The organism is Acetobacterium paludosum (genome assembly GCF_008086595.1).
GTDB lineage: Bacteria > Bacillota > Clostridia > Eubacteriales > Eubacteriaceae > Acetobacterium > Acetobacterium paludosum.
This window is the reverse complement of record NZ_RXYA01000003.1, coordinates 269,315-289,696: the sequence shown is the minus strand read 5'-3', so window position 1 is coordinate 289,696 and position 20,382 is coordinate 269,315. Positions and strand designations below refer to the sequence as shown.

The following is a 20,382-nucleotide window of genomic DNA, read 5'->3' as shown; positions in this document are numbered from 1 at the left end:
GCTGTTGTATGGATAAAGATATGATTAAGACAATAGAAAATGATCGTTTTGCCAATTCGCTGGGAATAAAACTGGTAAAAGTTGATCATGGATATGCAGAAGTGAAAATGGAAATCAAAGAAGTACATCTTAACGGCGTAAATATTGTTCAGGGTGGGGTGATTTTCACACTGGCAGATTATGCATTTGCAGCAGCCTCAAATACAAAAGGACTGGTTACCGTGGGAATCAATGCAAGCATATCATATTTTAAATCGCCGCAAGGCAAGTGGCTGTTTGCAAAAGCCAAAGAGATCTCTTCGACCAGAAGCATTTGTAATTATACCGTGGATATTTTTGATGAAACGGATGAAATCATTGCCCGATTTAACGGAATGGGATATATTAAAAGGCCTCGATAGGGCTCACTGCCTGCTGATGAACGACGGATGTCGATTAAACAAGGGCAAGAGAAATTAAACCAAGCGAAGCCAGAGTAAAAGGATTTACTCTGGCTTCGCTTTTGTTCGAAACAATGACCCTAATGACCCTATAGTAATTGACGTTCGGCTTTGGTAGCTTTAGATCACTTCAATGGTGGACATCGTTTTATGAATATTAGCGAGTCGCTCGGTTGGCATGTTTTCTAAATACAGCTTTAAATTTTTCTGCATCAAAACTTCTGCTTCTGAATATTCAACGACATTTACTTCCTGATTGATGGGATTGTGCTTAATTAAAGCCGCTACCTCAATATCGTCTAGCAAATCAAACACTGTGGATGCTTCAGCTGCGGAAAATTGACCAGCTATGATAATATCTTCCATATCGGCAAGTGTTTTAATATACTCGTTTATGATCTGCAGTTTATCTTCAAAATATCGGCAGGAAAGTAATTCACTGACAATATCCCGATAGCTTTTATCATCCATCTTAACGCCCATGTAGTATTTGACAATGGTTTTCGAATGAGGATTGAAACGCGGAACAAAAACTTTCTTGATGGAATTTGTTTCAAGTGCGGTGCAAATCTTTAATGCTATTTTAGGTAAGTTTGAAAGAAGATAGTGCTCCACCGAGGTGTTTGAGATCTCCAAGTCTTCAAACATTTCATTTGTTGCTGCCAGTAATTGATCAAAAATAAACGGCTGTTTTTTCCCCTGCAGCTCATTTTCTATTTTTTGAATATCCAAAAGATTTAAGTCTAGAGATTGAACCGGTTTCTTTAGGAATATACATCCTAAAGCATTTTGAAGAACCTGTTCGCAAAGATTATCAAGTAAGTCTTTGTAATTTTCATCATAACCGCACATAACTTCGTGAATGATGTCGGCATCAAATTTTTGGCAAAATAAATTTTCATAGTATAAATTTTCCAAATATTGAATGATGTATTCCACACCGGCTAAGTCAGTGACGGGATGGATGAGCTGATAGTCAATGTCGCAGCAAATTTCATGGGCATGAAAATTGATTTCATAGGTTCCAAAAAAAGGTTTAAAACCTTCATCAATAGTGATGTTGTAGGCATGATTTTGAGTTTTGAGTTTTGTTTTATCAACCAGGTGAAAAAAATAATGAGCAACGTTTATTTTTCGCTTTAGGATCGCATAGCCATATTCGTAGAGCTTTTCAATGGGTTCATGAATAATGTGATAAATAGCTGTTGAAACATTAGGCAATGACTTTAGATAAATACTGATGGTGTATAAGTTGGAAGCCATAATATTTTGGGCAGTTTCCACCCTTACGGAGCTGCTTTGGCCTTTTGTATACCGTTCAGTGCTTTCGGATAAGAGTTTAAGACATTCTCCCTGGATGCGTTCAGATTCTAATTGGCTCAGTTCACCCTGGATATAAGCCTCTTGTAAAAGTGATTGAAAAAAAAATTCCTTACTAAGCTTCTGTTCATCAATTTTTGAGTGTTTATCGATACTATTCATTGTTTTCTTCTTTCTCCTCCGCTTCCATTTCTTTTTTGATTGCTTCTTCCAGCTCATTATAATCTGGGTTGTAGCCAAACCTGACATTTCGTGCCATTCTGTCAAGCTCGGTAAATTTAAGTTGGTCCAGAGAGCCGTGACAAACACCATCAAAATACATTTTCATATAGTTGATTAGGTCATCGTCACTCATTAAATCAAGAGTTTCATTTTTATAGTAATAAAATATTTCAATAAGTTCGTGCAGAATTCCTTCAAAATTATCTTGCGAAAGATAGGGAGAGTCGCAAAATACGATAATTATTTTTCCGATGATTCCGCCACCAAATTCGATCCTTCCCAAATTTTCGAGGGAATAGGAACGCGTTTCAACAAGTTCAAGAGCGGATGCTTCGGTTAGTGCCAGCGAATATTGATCGATTATTTCGTTACACAGCATTATTTCTGAAACGGCTTGCTTTTGGACAAGCGCATTATCAAAAAGCATTAGATTAAATGACATGTTGGTTACCTCATTTGTAAAATATTTGATAGACATAAAAGACGTATTTGGTATTGACAATGCATTTTTTATGTGATATGATACGCTTGTAATTTATCAGAATATATTATTTGTGCGTATGAATTTAATGATATCACAAGTGTTAAGCTAAATCAATAAATTTAAAAAGAAAAACAGGTGCCGTTTTAATAGCGGCGCCTGTTTTTCTTTTTTGTACCATTTGATTGCTTTTGAGGAATAAGGGTAATACAACTATAAAGTGCATGCTAAAATGGACTGGAGGTATTTAGATCAATGGAAAATAAAAAAATCGACCACAAAGAAAGTTTTTCCAAAGAAAAAAATATAACTTTCTCAGATGAGTTATTAAAAATGGCAACAGCAGAAAACGATGATGTCTTAAGGCAACTTGATACGCAATTAAAAGGCCTTCAAGAGGATGAAGCCAATTTGAGAATAAAACAATACGGATTTAATGAGATTGCTCGAAAAAAAAAGAAATCGGTTCTGAGGCATTTTTTCAATAATTTAAAAAATCCCTTAGTTATCCTACTTTCTGTTTTGGCTGTGATTTCATATCTGACCGGAGATGTACGGGCGACTTTAGTTATTTTTGCAATGGTAATTTTAGGCGTTGTTCTTCGCTTTTTTCAGGAAATGCGTGCTGACAATACCGCGGAAAAACTTAAAGAAATGGTCAGCAGCGAAGCAACTGTGATCCGGGATGGAGAAGAAAAAGAAATACCGCTGAAGATGTTGGTTCCCGGAGATATCATTCGTTTATCGGCGGGGGATATGACCCCCGGTGATATTCGCATTCTATCAGCTAAGGACTTGTTTCTCAATCAGTCAGCACTTACGGGAGAAGCTTTACCAATAGAGAAAAATTCAAAACCAGTGTCAAAAGATCAGCGCAATCCTCTAGAAGTCGAGAATTTATGCTTCTTAGGTTCAAATGTTGTGAGCGGAACGGCTTTGGCAGTGGTGATTCATACCGGCGATAAAACATACTTTGGCTCTTTGGCCGCCAGTATTACAGAGGAACAGGAGTTAACGAGTTTTGATAAAGGGATCAATGGATTCACCTGGCTGATGATCCGTTTCATCGGGGTTATGGTACCCGTGGTATTTCTGATTAATGGCATCAGCAAGCAGAACTGGCTGGAAGCCTTTCTTTTTGCAATGGCAGTCGCAGTCGGATTAACCCCTGAGATGATGCCGATGATTGTATCGGTCAATCTTTCAAAGGGAGCAATGATGATGTCCCGCAAAAAGGTGATTGTCAAGCGCTTGAATTCAATTCAAAATTTTGGTGCCATGGACTTGTTATGCACCGATAAAACCGGAACCATCACAGAGGGGAAAATAATTCTTGAAAAGCACGTCAATGTACAGGGAGAACCAAGCTCCAGAGTTTTGCATTATGGGTATCTGAATAGCTATCATCATACCGGATTGAAAAATCTCCTGGATGAAGCGATTCTCGATCATGGTGAATTGGAAGAGTTTTTACAAGCCGATGAAAAGTATAACAAGATTGATGAGATCCCTTTTGATTTTACCCGAAAACGGATGTCGGTTATTGTGAAAGACGAAACTGGTTTGAATATATTGATCTGCAAAGGTTCGGTGGACAAAATTATTGATTGTTGCAACCGTGTGGAAATCCATGGAAACATTTTTCCGATGCTTCCCGAATATGAAGAAAACGCAGAGAAAATCGTTGGCGAGTTAAATGAGCAGGGATTTCTTGCTATTGCGCTGGCATACAAGGAAATTCCGAATGCTTCGGACCAGCCGGTTTATGAAATTAAAGATGAATCGGAGCTTGTGCTGCTGGGATTCTTATCTTTCCTTGATCCGCCAAAAAACTCTGTGCCAGACGCATTGAAACGTTTAAAGGATTTGAATGTGGGAGTTAAGATTCTAACCGGGGACAATGAGGTTACGACTGCCTATATCTGCAGGGAAGTAGGGCTTGCCACTGATAAGATTTTGATCGGTTCTCAAATTGAAAAAATGAATGAAGCGGAACTTGCTGAAGCAGTCAATGAAACCGTCATCTTTGCAAAACTCTCGCCAAATCATAAAGAGGAGATTATCCATGCTTTGCAGAAAAATGGCCATGTTGTCGGATTTATGGGAGATGGAATCAACGATGCTCCAGCTTTAAAGGCGGCCGATGTTGGAATTTCTGTGGATGATGCGGTCGATATTGCCAAGGAATCCTCAGACATCATTTTGTTGGATAATAATCTTTTAGTGCTGGAACAAGGGGTTAAAGAAGGCCGACGGGTATTCGGAAACATCGTTAAATATATCCGAATGGCTGCCAGTTCCAATTTTGGTAATATGTTCAGCGTAGTCGGAGCCAGTGCATTTTTACCATTCCTGCCGATGCTGCCGATACAGGTACTGACTAATAATTTGTTATATGACTTTTCCCAGACAACCATCCCCACCGATCAGGTTGATCCGGAATGGATGAAGAAACCCCGTCAATGGCGAATCGGAGAAATCCAAAAATTTATTTTATGTATTGGACCGATCAGTTCAGTTTTCGATTATCTGACCTTTTTCATGATGATTAATGTGTTTAACTGCTGGGATAATCCGGCTTTGTTTCATACCGGTTGGTTTGTTGAATCTGTTTTTACTCAGACGCTGATTATTCATGTCATTCGGACCAATAAAATACCATTTATTCAAAGCCGCGCCAGCTGGCCTCTGATTATTTCTTCAATTCTCATTGCTTTAGCGGCGGCCTGGCTGACGGTTTCGCCACTAGCTCAAACACTGGGGTTTGTGTCATTACCGCCGCTTTACTGGCTGTTGCTGTTATTTATTTTAATGGGATATATCGTCTTGACCCAACTAGTTAAAACATGGTTTTTTCACAAATTTGGGGAGTGAATAATATTATAGTATGAATTGTGTACAATTTTAAGCAAAATGTTTATAATATAATAAATATTGCGAATTAATAATGGGCTAGTTAATGACAGAGTCAGATAAAATATAAATTTGAAGCTAATGATTGGAGAAAGTATAATCAATGAAGATATCAATATTGCAAATCATCATTATCATTAGCAGTGTGTTTCTATTAGGCATTTTTATTTTTTTTGGTATAAAAAAAAGAACAAAAATAAAAAAAGGCCGAGAGATCCGACGATTTAATGAGTTGGTTCAAACCTTCATTGAATCAGAAGAAATCCCAGTTTGCTTAAAAGATGAAGAATTAAGTTATATTTTCATAAATGGTGCGATGGAAAAATTTTATGGAATCAGTTCGGGAAAAATTATTGGCTTGGATGATTTTGAGATACTTGATGAGAAGACGGCCATAAAAGAACGAAAAACTGATCGGAAAGTACTGGAGTCGAAAACATTTGTGACAGCTGAAATGCTATGGCAGGGAAATGTATATAAATCGACTAAATTTCCAGTCGATTTATTGAATGGAAACTTTGGAGTTGGTACATATATCCGAAGTGTTTCGGAAAGAAATAGAGAAAAATATTTAAAAACCTTGCTTTCAATTGGCGATGGGGTAATGGTGGTCGATCGAAAGGGAATCATTGAAATGTTAAACAGCACCGCCGAGAAAATGACGGGATGGAGTGCAGAAGAGGCAGTAGGTAAGCATTATAAAGAGGTTTTTGTTTTAATTCACGAAAAAAAAGAGGGGATTATTATTGATCCGATTAAGGCCGTTTTTAATACTAATTCGATGAAAGAATTAGATAGTCATGTTATGTTGGTTGCTAGAAATGGCGAAAAATACCATTTGGAAGACAGTGTAGCGCCAATAAGCGATGACGAAGGAAATGTTGGCGGTGCGGTGGTGGTATTCAGAGATGTAACTGAAAAAACAGAAAAAAGAGAAGAACTGGAATTCAATAGTTTTCATGATTCACTGACAGGTTTATATAATCGTAGATTTTTTGAGGAAGAACTGATCCGATTGGATACCGAAAGGAATCTTCCGATTTCAGTGATTATTGGCGATGTTGATGGATTAAAATTAACAAATGATATTTTTGGACATGAAGCTGGTGATGAATTATTGAGAAAAGTTTCAGAAATATTTACAAAAGTGTGCCGGGCCGATGATATTATTGCACGCTGGGGAGGCGATGAGTTTGCCATTTTACTTCCTCAAACTCAAAAGAAAGATGCTGAAAGAATTTCAAAGCGGATTAAAGATGATTTTAGCAAGGAAAGAATAAAAGCCGTTCAAGGAAATGTATCGATGGGATATGCAACAAAGTATCAGGCGGAGGAGAATATTGCCAATATTCTAGAAAAAGCAGAAGAAAATATGTATATGAAAAAAACTTTGGATCGGGGCCAAAACAAAGAAGATTCTTTCAATATGATTTTAGAAACACTTTATGAAGAATTTCCATCTGAGGCCAGACATGCTAGAAAAACAAGCGAAATATGCCAAAAAATTGCCAGAAAAATGAATCTTTCCGATGAAGAGGTTATCAAGGTTTCAAAAGCGGCATATCTACATGATATTGGTAAAGTTGCCCTTGATAAAGAGATTGCTTCTAAGAATGAATATGTGGTAGATAATACCTGGAAAGAAATGCAATTACACCCGGTTGTGGGTTATCGGATTTTGAATGCCTTTGATCACACGGTTGATTTGGCAAATATCGTCTTAGGGCATCATGAAAGATGGGATGGAAGCGGCTATCCACAAGGATTAAAAGGAAGAGAGACACCAAAATTGTCGCGAATTATTGCAGTCGGGGAACGGTTTGATGATATGACGAGCAATCGATCATATCGAAAAGCAATTAGCCAAAAAGAAGCAATAGAAGAAATAAAAAGAAATGTTGGCACCCACTATGATCCGGAGATCGTGGAGGCATTGGAAAGAGAATTTGTGGAAGAAGGATGATAATATCTGCTTTTGCATCAAGCTCGGATCAGATTAAAGAATGAGCTGATTTAACTACAGTCTCAATAAAACTGAGCCTTTATTGAGACTGTATATATTTGTCGAACACCTTAATGAATATTTCAACTAAATTCGGATCATATTGGGTTCCGGAACAATTAATAATTTCATTAATTGCAGTATCAATGGATAGCGCCGGACGGTAAGGCCGATCATTTGTCATGGCATCAAAAGAGTCAACAATTGCCAGAATACGGCATTCAATAGGAATTTTATCTCCGGAAAGGCCTAGCGGATAGCCAGATCCATCCCATCTCTCATGATGTTTGAGGATTAAATGGGAGATCTCTTTTAAATCTGAGGATTCATTGGCAATCCGCTCTCCGATGATAGAATGGCTTCTCATTACTTTCCATTCATCAGGTGTTAAACCGGATGGCTTTTTAAGAATACTATCTGGAATACCAACTTTTCCGATATCATGAAATTTTGTTAATAACTGGATGCGGTCCATAATATTTTGATGTAAATGAAGGTGCTGACCAATAATGGTTGATAAAGCATGCATCCGATTGGTATGACCCTCGGTGATGTAATCCTTGGCTGCCAAAGCTTTCATGAGTGTTTTTACTAAACTGTTGCGAATACTGGACTCTTTAAGCAATTTGTTTTGGTACATGTTATTGTCAGCTTCTTGAAAAAGAAAATCAGGATGGAGACAACCGGAGGCATGGTAAGCGTATCCATAAGAAAGAGATATCTTAAATGCCGCATCACTGGATTCGTTAAAGTCATTTAATGCGATTTTCAAATTTTCTAAAGCCATCTCTATGGTTTCAGGCAATTGATTTCGCACAATAACACCAAATTCATCGCCGCCGACTCGTGAGACAATGCCAAATCGTTGAAAATACTGATTGATAAATTGGCTTGTTGTAATAATTACCTGATCCCCTGCTAAGTGCCCAAGAGTATCGTTGACAAATTTTAAACCATCAATATCGAGGAGAATAATGATCAGATTTTTAATCTCCTGATGGTCTATTTCTTCAAGTGCTGCTTCAAAAAAATGTCGGTTGGCAATGCGCGTTAAAGCATCCTTTTCGGCTAAATCTCTCAATCTATTTTCCAGCGTTACACGTTCAGTCATGTCACGAATCATGATCAACACTTCATCAAATTCTGAAATTTGAATTCGAACCTCAAAGTAGTGAAGCTGCTCATTTAAAGGCATCGTAAAATAATAGGCGCTTAGAACTTTGCTAGCCACAACCGATTGGATCACCTGTTTCAAATCATCCATAATGGTTTGGTTTCGCATGATTTCTAAAGTAACATTGGAGGCGCAATTTAAAGAAGAACCAAATGGAGCAATGTGACCGTTTTCATCACCGATTAATAAAATATCCGGAATGGTGGCAATTAATGCCCTACTGCGGCTGTTAACCCGTTCCAGATCCAACAATTTAGTTTGAAGTTCAGAATAATAATTCTTTTTAAATGAGTTTTCGCCAAGACCAATAATGGACTCTCGGGTGATCTCTTTTTTATTTTTGGGTATATAATACTCGTTCATAAATGCTTTTCACCTCATCCTTTGTTAAAACTTTTGGATTGGTTACCATGCAGGGATCATTGAGTGCATTCTCGACTAAATAATCCAGCATCGCCCCATCAAGTGTTTCCACGGCAATGGTGGATTTGATGTGCAGATTGTTTCGCATGGAAACAATTTTGTCGATGATTCTTTCAAGAAGAACATCATTTGTAAGATTATCGACTGGAATGCCCAATTGTTTAGCAATATTTCTAAATCGATCAGGCACACTGTCAAAATTAATACGAATAACATGCTCGAGTAAAATGCTGTTGCATTCACCATGGGGCAGGTCTAAAAGCCCCCCCATGGAGTGGGCCATGGCGTGGACAGCACCAAGGCTGGCATTTGAAAAAGCCAGGCCGGCTTGAAGGGAACCATGCATGACTTGAAACATCGTATCGAGGGTTCTTTCGGGTAATATTGATTTTTCAATTTCCTGACTGATTAGTTTGAGTGATTCCAAGGCGTGAACATCGGTTAATGCCGAATGGGTATTGGATACATAAGCTTCAATTGCGTGTGTTAAGGCATCCATTCCGGTACAGGCTGTTAAATAGGGGTCCATGGTCATAAGGGGCACCGGGTCAATCAGCGCCAAATCTGGGACGATCTTTTTACTGATGATGGCACGTTTTATATTGGTAGAACTATCCTTGATAATTGCAAATTGAGATACGTCGGCAGAAGAACCAGCGGTCGTTGGAATACAAATTAGGGGAGGACCGGGCATTTTCACTTCATCGACGCCTTCATAATCCAAGATATAGCCACCGTTTGCAGCGACAATACTGATGCATTTTGCGCAATCAATGGAACTGCCCCCGCCGATGGCAATAATCAGGTCACAACCAAAAGATAGAAACAGCTCCGCGCCGAGCATGGCTTCAAAGTCATCGGGATTTGGAGTGATTTTATCAAAAAGATAAAACCCATTGGAATATGATCGGACGAGATCAATAATTTCCTGAAACCATTCGAATTTTTGTATCGTTTTGTCAGTTACAATCATTGGCTTTTTTGCATTAAAATGAGAAATATAGCGTCCGATCAGCAATCGCGCATCCACGCCAATGATTATTTCTGGAACAACAAATTTTCTTAATTCCAATAATGATTCCGTCAAGTTATGATACCCCCGTATAGTTTAAATAATTCAATAATTTCAGTATAACAGGTCGGTTTTTAAATGTAAACCCTATTACTTAATGAAAAATTAACACATTATTTTTCAAATGTTGTATTTTATGATATCATCAGTATATAGAGGTAGAAAATGAATATTTTTGAGTTATCGGAACTTTCGCTAACAAATGAAATGACAACTATTTTAATAGAAAATGAAAAAGTCCGAATCGAAAGAATTATCAGCACCGGGCAAATATCAGACTGGTATGATCAGAAAGAAACTGAATTTGTGGTACTATGCGATGGAAATGCTGAGCTGGAATTTGAGCATAATCGGGTCGCATTAGCAAAAGGCGACAGCCTTTTGATCCCTCCCCACCAAAAGCATCGGGTAGCTTATACATCAAGTGAACCACCCTGTATTTGGTTATGTGTTTTTTACTAAGTCGTTTAAAAAGGAGCTAAGAGGACGGAAATTATGAAAAATAATGAAACCAGTGAAAAAATAAAGATATTAAAAAACGGGCCTTATGTTGTATCAGGTCATGTTAAACTTTCTGAGAAAATTATAACAGCGGCGGGAAGAGGTTATGTGTACACTGAGGGGCGCGAGCTTCCCCAGGCTGAAACCTATACGTTATGTCGCTGCGGTCAATCGAAAAATCCACCATTTTGCGACGGGGCTCATATAAAAAGTGATTTTAATGGCGAAGAAACCGCATCAAAAGCCAGCTTTGAAGACCGGGCGGAGTATATGGAAGGACCGGAGCTTGATTTGTTGGATGATCACCGGTGTGCATTTGCCCGCTTTTGTCACAGAAATGATGGCGATGCCTGGGGATTAACTGAAGAGTCTGATAATCCTAGATTAAGAGAAGAGGCGATTAAGGCCGCCAGCGATTGCCCGGCAGGACGGTTGGTTGCCGTTGATAAAGCTGGAAATGCTTTTGAACCTGAATACGAACCAGGTATTGATATCATTCAGGATCCGGAAAGAGGCGTAAGCGGCGGAATTTTTGTAAAGGGAAATATCCCAATCGAATCTTCCGATGGAACACGGTATGAAAAAAGAAATCGGGTTGTACTTTGTCGGTGTGGAAAGTCAAGCGATAAACCGTTTTGTGACGCCACACATGTGCCCATTAAATTTAGGGACAAAAAATAAACTGGCCGGAGAATGATGAGGAATTGAAATGGATATTCAACAGGTGTTGCTAAATTTAATCGTGTTTACGCTGCCAATCATTTCGGTTGCCTATACTGTTGTTGGAATCAGGTTGTTTAAACAAAAAGTGGAGGGGCGGTTTAATTCTTTTTCGCTTTTCATGTTTGCCGCTGCAATTTATGCATTTGGTTATTTTCTGGCACTCAATTCTTTAGATAATGATTTATTTTTGATTTTTCGAAGCTTCGAATATTTGGGGGTGGTATTTATTCCAACCTTTGGGATGCTGTTTGTTTCGGGATTGACAAAGAACAAACTGCCTTCTTATACTAAGGCTGCTGTGGCTGCAATTTCTAGTCTGCTGTGGCTTGTTTATATAACAAATCCTATTCATCATTGGACCTACAACAGCATAGAATTAATAAGAATTCAAGGATTTTCAGTAGCACATACTTCAAAAAACCTTGGATACTATTTAATATTGATTTACTATGCCGTTTTTTTGCTGTTTTCAACAATTGCATTATTTAAAGCTTTTAGCAAAACAAATACGGTCAGCTTGAAAAGAAATTACAAAATATTGGCTTTATTGATGCAGGTCTCCTGGATTGCCGTGCTTGTCATCATATTGGGTTTTGACAAATATCTTGATCCGACTCCGATTGTCATTTTGTTCATAGCTACTTTGATTGGATTCATTGAAGTTAAAAATGATATTTTTGAATTGGAAATAAATCGCTGGAAAAACAACTTCTCTAATATTGGAGAAGTTGCATTTCTGATGAATAATGATCAGGAAATTGTCTGCGCTAATTCAAAGGCAAAGGAATTTTTGAAGGGAAAAGATATTAAAGATACAATAAATAGCCTGGATCAGGAAATTTTTATACGAACCCCGGTTAAGGTTACAATAAATAATGATATCAGATGGTTTTATATTAATAAAAATGATTTTGATTTAAAAAGAAAATTGACCAGTTATATCCTGGTAGATGTTTCAAAACGTAGCCAGATTGAGGACGCTTTAAAAGAAAGTGAAGAGCGGCATCGGTTGCTGATTACCCAAATGTCTCAGGGACTGGCTGTTCATAAAGTCGTAATAGATAAGTCAGGGAAAGTTGTTGATTATATATTTCTGGATGTCAATGAAAGCTATGAGCGGTTGACTGGGCTTAAACGGGAAAATATTATTGGAAAATCGGTATTGTCGGTATTGCCGAGAACAGAAACTTACTGGATTGAAAAATATGGTCAGGTGGCAATGACTGGTGAGCCAGTTCATTTTGAAAATTATTCAATAGAATTGGATAAATGTTTTGAAGTGATTGCTTATTCGCCGCGATTTAAAGAATTTGCAATAATAATATCTGATATTTCAGAAAGAAAACGAGCGGAAGAAGAAATTAGCTACTTGAGTTATCATGATTACTTAACCGGTTTGTATAACCGCCGGTTTTATGAAGCAGAACTGGCTCGATTGGATACCCCATTTAATTTGCCGATTACCCTGATTATGGCGGATGTTAATGGGTTAAAACTCATTAACGATTCATTTGGGCATACCATGGGGGATGAATTGCTTAAAAAGGCGGCTGAACTTATTTCATCGGCGTGTCCGAAACGAAATGTTGTTGCCAGGCTTGGCGGGGATGAATTTATTGTCATTTTACCTCAAACGGATATTTTTCAAGCGGTTGAAGTGATGAATCATCTTAAGACAACGATTTCGAACGAAAAGATTGGCGCATTTGCTGTTTCCATATCCTTTGGTTGTGAAACCAAAGAATATGCGGAACAGGATATTCAAGAAATTTATAAACGAGCGGAAGACGATATGTATCGGCATAAATTGTTTGAAAGTGCAAGTATTAAAAGCAAAACGATTGATCTTATTATGAATACACTTTATGAAAAGAGTAGCCGAGAGGTGCTCCACTCAAAAAGAGTTGGTGAATTATGTATATTGATTGCCAAAGAAATGAACTTTGAAAAAGATGACATCAATCAAATTGGCATCGCAGGCCTTATGCATGATATTGGAAAAATGGGAATCGATGAAAAGATTCTAAATAAAGAGGGCGAATTGAACGACGATGAATGGATAGAAATTCAACGGCATCCTGAAATTGGCTATCGTATTTTAAGTGCATCGAATGAATTTTCAGAAATGTCCAAACATGTATTAGAGCATCATGAAAGATGGGATGGAACAGGGTATCCCAAAAAACTTATCGGAGCGGAAGCTTCCATTCAGGCAAGAATAATTGGGGTTGCAGATGCTTATGATGCAATGACCTGTGATCGTTCTTATCGACAAGGATTAAGCGAAGAAGAAGCCATCAATGAAATCAGGCGATGTTCAGGGAAACAGTTTGATCCGGAGATTGCCAGGGTATTGACCGAAAAAGTTTTAAAAAAAAATACCAAGTAAGCTGTCAAACAGAAAAAATTCTTCCTGTTTGGCAGCTTTTTATTTGTACTGGGGTAAAAAGGCAAATGAGTGCGAACGTCAGTGAAAAAAAGCGAAAATTGAAAAGCGCTTTCTTGATATTGTTTTTGCAAACGATATGTTATAATAAATAAAAAACAAGCATCATAAAGGAATTCATTGAGTATTAATTTAAAGAAAGAAGGGGTTTGATGAAGATAGGATATGCATGTTTAACGGTAGGTGTGCCAAATACAGATTTAAAAACTTGCTTGCTAAAAAATGCTTCCGATGAAAAATTGATTGAATTGATTGAGCATAATTTGAATGTGCTTGAAAATATGATTGATTACAATTTAAAAAATGATATCAACCTTTTTAGAATAAGTTCTTCGTTAATTCCCTTTGGCTCCAGCCCGGTGAATCATTTTAATTGGTGGGAACTATTTGATAAGAAGCTGGCCCATATTGGTAAAAAAATCAGGCAAAGTGGAATGCGTGTTTCACTACATCCTGGTCAGTATACGGTATTAAATGCTATAGATGATGATATAGTGAAAAGAGCCATAGAAGACTTGAATTATCATACCTGCTTGTTAGATAGTCTTGGCGTCGGAACTGAACATAAAATCGTTCTGCACATCGGAGGAGTATACAATAACAAAAATAAGGGGAAACAGAGATTCATAAAAAATTATCAAGGATTAGATAAAAGGATTAAGAACCGATTGGTTATTGAAAACGATGGCAAGTGTTACACAATCTGTGATGTGTTGGAAATAGGAAATTATTTGGATATTCCGGTTATTTTTGATGTTCTTCATCATAAGGTTAACCCTTGCAAAGAGGAAAAAACGGATGCCTTCTGGATTAAAGAAAGCAAAAAAACATGGAAAAAAAAGGATGGCAATCAAAAAATCCATTACTCGCAGCAGAACCCTGAAAAAAAGCAGGGTTCACATTCCAAGAACATAAGGATTGATGAGTTTATGGCCTTTTACGACAGATTGGATGACGATAATCTTGATATCATGCTTGAAGTTAAAGATAAAAACCTTTCCGCAATAAAATGCATAAACTGCACATCTGAAGATAGAAAAATTAATGTGCTTGAACGAGAATGGAGTCGGTATAAATATGCAATTTTAGAAAGGTCACCCTTGGACTATCTGGAAATCCGAAAGCTATTACACAATAAAAACAATTATCCCGCCATTGAATTTTATCATTTGATTGAAAATGCTTTGCAAAAAGAAACAACTATTGGAAATTCGATTAATGTTGCACAACATATATGGGGCTATTTTAGAAGTAATGCGTTGCCCAGTGAAAAAAAATATTTTTTAAAGCTGCTGGATCGGTACGAAAAGGGGGAAGTATCGATTAAAAAGGTAAAGAAAAATTTATGGAAAATGGCAGTTAAATACGAACAGGCATATCTATTAGAATCTTATTATTATGAAATGGTGTAAAAATCACAAAAAATGAAATAATAAAATTTGGGGGATAAAATCATGAACTGTAAAGGTGCTTTTAAATTGATTAAGGACAATTCTCTGAGTGGCGAAAGCGTTTATAGGAATGACCATGTTAAATAAAGATACAAAAGAACTGATTGATTATATTAAGACCCTGGTTATTCCTGGAAAGTTAAGTGGAATTATTCCGGAACAGTTTATCCAAAATCCGGATTTCCTGGAACTTGATGCAGCGATCAAGTCGATTCAAAATTCAGTCAAAGAACTAAAACTGGCGCAAGAGAATTTTGAACTGGGATTTCAAATGATGAATGAGGCAGCAATTATTATAACCATGGAAGAAGGACAACTGGTTGCATATAATAAAGCCTTTGCAGATGTTATCAAGATCAGAGAAGAAGAGATTTTAGACGAAAATGCGCGGGTACCTGATTTGTATTTCGAACTTGATAAAAGAGTGATTGAAGAATTAAAAGAAAGTGGTTTTTGTAATGGACTGGAAATGGAAATTGCTGTAAATAATGAAAATGAAGCCGCGATTATTGGACTCGTTTCATCTCGAGTTATTAATATGAAAGGAAAACCGCATGTTTTAATTATAATCAAGGATATATCTGAAAGAAGAAGGCTGGAAGAAGAAATTAAGCTGCTTTCGATTACAGATAAACTCACTCAAGTTTATAACCGAATAAAAATTGATGAAATTCTGGAAAGGGAGCTTGAACGTTCAGAAAGAACAGAGCGGCCATTTGCAATAATACTAGTGGATATTGACTCTTTAAAAATGGTGAATGAGACATATGGAAATCAGATTGGCGACACAGTGATTGTGGAGTATGCAAAGATAATTAAAGAAAATGTAAGGTCAATCGATATAGTGGGAAGATGGAATGGTGAAGAATTCCTGATCCTTCTGCCAGATACAGATAAAGATGGTGCAATTGTATTGGCAGAAAAGTTAAGAGTGATAATTGATGATTTTAATTTTACAAAAGTTGGCAAGCTGACGGCCAGTTTTGGAATAGCTGAATATAAAAAAGACCTTTTGCCAGCCAATATTGTTTCCAGAGCCGATCTGGCCCTGAATAAGGCTAAAGATAAAGGGAGAAATCAGATAGAAATTTTTTAGAGGTGATTTGTGAAAAATAGACAGTTGAAGTTGTTGGTGATCGATGACAATCAAGATAATATAGTGATGTTGAAAGCGATGATCAATAATGCTTTTCCAGATGCTAAAGTATTGATGGCCCTTGATGGACAAAAAGGTTTGGAAATTGCAGCGATAGAGGATCCGGATATTGTTTTTTTAGATATCATTATGCCGGAGATGGATGGCTTTGAAGTATGCCGGAAACTGAAATCGAAAACAGATCTTTCAGATATACCAGTAGTTTTTGTTACCACATCCAGAGGTGATAAAGAAAATCGTATATTGGCATTAGAATGTGGAGCGGAAGGTTTCCTTTATAAGCCAATTGATGAGTATGAACTTATTTCACAAATGCGTGCAATGACGAAAATAAAAAATGCAAACGTTCAAAAACGAAATGAGAAGATTAGCCTTAGTGCGTTAGTGAGGGAAAAAACCCGGGAATTGGAAGTCGCGCATGAAAAGACGATCAGATTGCTGAGTGATCTGGAAAAGGAAAATGAGGCTAGAAAAAAAAGCGAAAAAGCTTTGATGGAAGCTCAAAATTTAGCACATCTTTGTAATTATGAACATAATATAGCCGATGATAAAATGACTTATTCTGATGAAGCACTAAATATTTTTGGCGTTTCCTCTGAAATATTGATTGATCATAAAGAAAAATTAGTCAAATATGTACATCCCGATGATTTGTCGTATGTGCTTGAGAATATGCAAAAGGTATTAAATAAAGGATTACCGGCAGATTTTATTTTCCGAGCCATCAGGCCGGATTTGGAAGAGCGAATCGTGAATGTGCGGGTTATTCCAAAATTAGATGATCATGAAAATCATATAGGCAATTTTGGAACAATTCAAGATATCACACGGATAAAAAAGACAGAAGAGAAAATTCGCTATTTAAGCTACCATGATTATTTAACGGGGTTATTTAATCGGCGATTTTACGAAGAAGTACTGTCAAAATTAGATAAAGAAGAAAATCTTCCGCTTACTTTGGTGATGGCAGATGTTAACGGTTTGAAGATCATCAATGATTCTTTTGGACATGCCATTGGCGATGAACTTCTAAAAAAGGCTTCAGAAGTGATTAAAAATGGTTGCAGAAAAAGTGATGTTGTCGCTAGACTTGGCGGAGATGAGTTTGTTATTATTCTACCTAAAACTGCCCAGAATACGGCCGCTGATATAATAAAAGACATAGAAGCTCTGGCAGTGAAAGAAAAGGTTAAAGGATTAAAACTTTCGATTGCGTTTGGCAATCATACAAAAGAGAGAAAAGAAGAAAACATCCAAAAGATACTTAAAAATGCAGAAGATAATATGTATCAGCATAAGCTGTACGAAAGTACAAGTAAAAGAAGTAAAACCATTGAAATAATTATGAACACACTTTATGAAAAAAGCGACCGAGAGATGATGCATTCAACAAGAGTGAGCCGAATTTGTGAAAAGATAGGAATAGAAATGAAATTTGACCAGGATGAGATTAATCGGATTAAAACCGCGGGATTAATTCATGATATCGGAAAAATGGGAATTGATGAAAATATTTTAAATAAACGGGGGAAGCTAAATATGGATGAATGGAAAGAAATTAAAAAACATCCTGAAATTGGCTATCGAATATTAAGCTCGGTCAATGAATTTTCAGAAATGGCTGATTATATTCTTGAGCATCATGAAAGATGGGATGGTAAAGGCTATCCCAAAGGTTTAAAGGGGGAGGAGATTTCGCTGCAGGGCAGGATTGTTGCCGTGGCGGATTCTTTTGACGCAATGACCAGCGACCGAACATATCGAAAAGGATTGAGAAAAGATGAGGCAATTGCTGAGATCAAAAGGTGTGCAGGAAATCAGTTTGACCCTAATATTGCAAGGCTGTTTGTTGAAGTGGTATATTCGGATAAAATGGTACAGTGAGTAAAAATACAGAGAAAACTTGGGCGTTAAGCATAGAAAAAAATGATGTCTGAAATTTAAATCCCAATGAATTTTAACAAGTGTTTATAACAGCGAACTAAATTTGAAAGAGGTTAGCGAGTGGATACAATGGGAATAAAGGGAATTGAAACAGTAATTGAAACACTGAAAAAAGGCAATGAAAATTTTACAGAACTAGAGAAGAACCATGGCGATATTTCTAATTTTGTCAGGACAACAACTTCCCGGGATGGACAAAAACCGGATGCAGTGATTGTTACCTGCTCGGATTCCCGGGTGCCCCCAGAGCATGTTTTTTCGGCCGGTATCGGTGAACTTTTTGTGATCAGAACAGCAGGGAACGTCATTGGTGATTTTGAATTAGGAAGCATTGAATATGCCGTCGGACATTTAGGGGTACGTGTCGTTATCGTATTGGGGCATAATCATTGCGGAGCTGTTTCAGCCGCTATGTCCGGACATGGAGAAGGCCATATCCAATCGATAATTGATGAAATAAAACCAGCCCTTAAAGAGGAAGCAGATGTTAGCATCTGTGAGCGGCTTAATATTGAAAACAGCATGAACCGAATTTTAAGTAGTAAGTTGGTTAATGAACTGGTGGAGGCGGAAAGTGTTAAGGTGTTTGGGGCGAAATATGATATAAGTACCGGAAAGGTCGACTTTTTTTAATTACCCGGTTAGATGAATTTTAAAATTCTGCAGTTCAGGAAAGCAATAATATTGACAGGTAATTCGGTAGAATCGTGAGAAAGGAGATTATATGGAAATGAAAAAATCAGTTATAGCTGGGCTGATAACAGCCAGTTTACTCCTGTCAGGTTGTGAGAATCAGACGTCTACAGTACCTAAACCTAGTGACAGTATTCTCAATTCTTTTCAAAAAACCATAGCGGCTAAAAACAACGATTTTGGTTTTAATCTCTATCGAGAACTCTCCAGTGACGGTGAAAACATCATGATTTCGCCGACCAGTGTCGCCATGGATTTAACGATGGCATATAATGGCGCTCAGGGAGATACAAAAGAAGCGATGGCTGAGGTATTAAAAGTAAAAGGTTATGAGATTGAAGAACTGAATAAGAACAACCAGGCCCTTCTTTATCTGTTAAGCACGGCAGATCCAAAGGTTACACTGAGTATTGCCAATTCCGTCTGGCTGAATCAGGATTTTGAATTCGCTTCTGAATTTACAAATAATGTTGAAGCTTTTTATCATGCCGCTAGTCAGAAGTTGGACTTTAACGATTCCAATGCAGCCAATATCATCAACAAATGGGTTAAAAAGAACACCCAGGGGTTGATTACAGAAATTGTGGAACCGCCGGTTGATTCGTCAAGTGTTCTGTTTCTTATCAATGCTGTTTATTTTAAAGGCGAATGGACCCACCAGTTTGATAAAAATTTGACATCTGACCAAATATTTCTTACCCAAGCTGATCAGTCGGTGACGGTGCCCATGATGTATCAGAGCGGCTCTTTCAGCTATTTTAAAGGCCAGAACTTTCAAGCGCTGCGTTTGCCTTATGGGGAAGAAAATCGAATGGCGATGGTTCTTTTCCTGCCGGATGAAGACTCAAGTCTGGAGCAATTCCAGAGCCAGCTTAACAGCGAAAACTGGGCCGGTTGGCTTTCCTCCTTTGAGGAAAAGCAGGGGACGTTAATGCTGCCAAGATTCACAATAGCATACGAAAAATCTTTAAATGAAGCGTTGACAAGTTTAGGATTGGGTATCGCTTTTAAAAGTGGTAAGGCAGATTTCTCTGGTATGGTGACCGGTGATTTCGGCCAAAATATTTTCATTAGTGAAGTCAAACATAAAACCTTTCTTCAAGTGGATGAGTCAGGGACAGAAGCAGCAGCGGTAACCTCGACGGGAATGACGGCTACCAGCATGCCGGAGTATGATTTTGAGCTGAAATTCAACCGTCCTTTCTTTTATGCCATTCAGGACAGTCAGACCGGGGCGATTGTTTTTATGGGTGCAGTCCAGAATCCCAGCAACTAATAGTTTGTTGTCAGAAAAAAAGCGGTGCCGTCTCGATTGAGTCGGCACCATTCTTTTTTTGAGATATTAGCTTAAATATATTAAAAAAAGTTGTAATTTTTTGCATTAAAAAGTAATATTAATGTTAGCAGTTTATTATCTCAAC

The 20,382-nt window shown here is 37.5% G+C and carries 15 protein-coding genes; 11 read left to right on the top strand and 4 right to left on the bottom strand.

What is annotated here, in order from left to right; genetic code table 11:
* Positions 1–8 precede the first annotated feature (8 nt).
* Positions 9–401 carry a PaaI family thioesterase gene (locus tag FZC41_RS04915; protein WP_148566272.1) on the top strand — a complete coding sequence of 131 codons (393 nt, stop codon included), beginning with the start codon at positions 9–11 and terminating at the stop codon, positions 399–401.
* A 159-nt stretch (positions 402–560) separates the two neighbouring features.
* Here the strand turns inward: FZC41_RS04915 and FZC41_RS04910 are convergent, their stop codons facing one another.
* The gene (locus FZC41_RS04910; RefSeq protein ID WP_148566271.1) at positions 561–1,922 is read right to left on the bottom strand and encodes a DUF6179 domain-containing protein; all 1,362 of its coding nucleotides are present in this window, start codon (positions 1,920–1,922) and stop codon (positions 561–563) included.
* On the bottom strand, positions 1,915–2,424 hold the full coding sequence (locus tag FZC41_RS04905; protein WP_148566270.1) for a DUF6323 family protein: 510 nt from the start codon (positions 2,422–2,424) through the stop codon (positions 1,915–1,917). The genes FZC41_RS04910 and FZC41_RS04905 overlap by 8 nt, the downstream gene beginning before the upstream one ends.
* 294 nt (positions 2,425–2,718) lie before the next feature.
* Between FZC41_RS04905 and mgtA the strand changes: the two genes are divergently transcribed.
* Both mgtA and FZC41_RS04895 read left to right on the top strand, forming a co-directional pair.
* Positions 2,719–5,337: a magnesium-translocating P-type ATPase gene (gene mgtA / locus FZC41_RS04900; protein WP_148566269.1), complete on the top strand. Its 2,619-nt coding sequence runs from the start codon at positions 2,719–2,721 to the stop codon at positions 5,335–5,337.
* A gap of 142 nt (positions 5,338–5,479) precedes the next feature.
* Positions 5,480–7,339 carry a diguanylate cyclase gene (locus FZC41_RS04895; RefSeq protein WP_148566268.1) on the top strand — a complete coding sequence of 620 codons (1,860 nt, stop codon included), beginning with the start codon at positions 5,480–5,482 and terminating at the stop codon, positions 7,337–7,339.
* Positions 7,340–7,418: 79 nt separating this feature from the next.
* On the opposite strand, the gene FZC41_RS04890 is transcribed toward FZC41_RS04895, so the two are convergent.
* A complete protein-coding gene (locus tag FZC41_RS04890) occupies positions 7,419–8,915 on the bottom strand; it encodes a bifunctional diguanylate cyclase/phosphohydrolase (RefSeq protein WP_148566267.1) in 1,497 nt (498 codons plus the stop codon).
* Positions 8,887–10,062, bottom strand: coding sequence for an iron-containing alcohol dehydrogenase (locus tag FZC41_RS04885; RefSeq protein WP_148566266.1), 1,176 nt, complete (start codon positions 10,060–10,062; stop codon positions 8,887–8,889). Before FZC41_RS04885 ends, FZC41_RS04890 begins: the two co-directional genes overlap by 29 nt.
* Before the next feature lie 150 nt (positions 10,063–10,212).
* Here FZC41_RS04885 and FZC41_RS04880 point away from each other — a divergent pair, with 150 nt between their 5' ends.
* From FZC41_RS04880 to FZC41_RS04845, 8 genes are all read left to right on the top strand, one after another.
* Positions 10,213–10,509 carry a cupin domain-containing protein gene (locus FZC41_RS04880; protein ID WP_148566265.1) on the top strand — a complete coding sequence of 99 codons (297 nt, stop codon included), beginning with the start codon at positions 10,213–10,215 and terminating at the stop codon, positions 10,507–10,509.
* A 33-nt stretch (positions 10,510–10,542) separates the two neighbouring features.
* Positions 10,543–11,229 (top strand): CDGSH iron-sulfur domain-containing protein, encoded by a 687-nt coding sequence (locus FZC41_RS04875; protein ID WP_148566264.1) that lies wholly within the window; start codon positions 10,543–10,545, stop codon positions 11,227–11,229.
* A 28-nt stretch (positions 11,230–11,257) separates the two neighbouring features.
* Positions 11,258–13,660, top strand: a complete 2,403-nt coding sequence (locus FZC41_RS04870) for a diguanylate cyclase (RefSeq protein WP_148566263.1) — start codon at positions 11,258–11,260, stop codon at positions 13,658–13,660.
* A gap of 209 nt (positions 13,661–13,869) precedes the next feature.
* Positions 13,870–15,129: a UV DNA damage repair endonuclease UvsE gene (uvsE, locus tag FZC41_RS04865; protein WP_148566262.1), complete on the top strand. Its 1,260-nt coding sequence runs from the start codon at positions 13,870–13,872 to the stop codon at positions 15,127–15,129.
* 115 nt (positions 15,130–15,244) lie between these two features.
* On the top strand, positions 15,245–16,264 hold the full coding sequence (locus FZC41_RS04860; RefSeq protein ID WP_170253854.1) for a sensor domain-containing diguanylate cyclase: 1,020 nt from the start codon (positions 15,245–15,247) through the stop codon (positions 16,262–16,264).
* A gap of 9 nt (positions 16,265–16,273) precedes the next feature.
* Complete coding sequence (locus tag FZC41_RS04855) at positions 16,274–18,208, top strand: HD domain-containing protein (RefSeq protein ID WP_148566260.1); 1,935 nt, start codon at positions 16,274–16,276, stop codon at positions 18,206–18,208.
* 129 nt (positions 18,209–18,337) lie between these two features.
* Positions 18,338–18,901 carry a carbonic anhydrase gene (locus FZC41_RS04850; protein ID WP_148566315.1) on the top strand — a complete coding sequence of 188 codons (564 nt, stop codon included), beginning with the start codon at positions 18,338–18,340 and terminating at the stop codon, positions 18,899–18,901.
* A 97-nt stretch (positions 18,902–18,998) separates the two neighbouring features.
* Positions 18,999–20,237, top strand: coding sequence for a serpin family protein (locus FZC41_RS04845; protein WP_170253853.1), 1,239 nt, complete (start codon positions 18,999–19,001; stop codon positions 20,235–20,237).
* Positions 20,238–20,382: the final 145 nt, after the last annotated feature.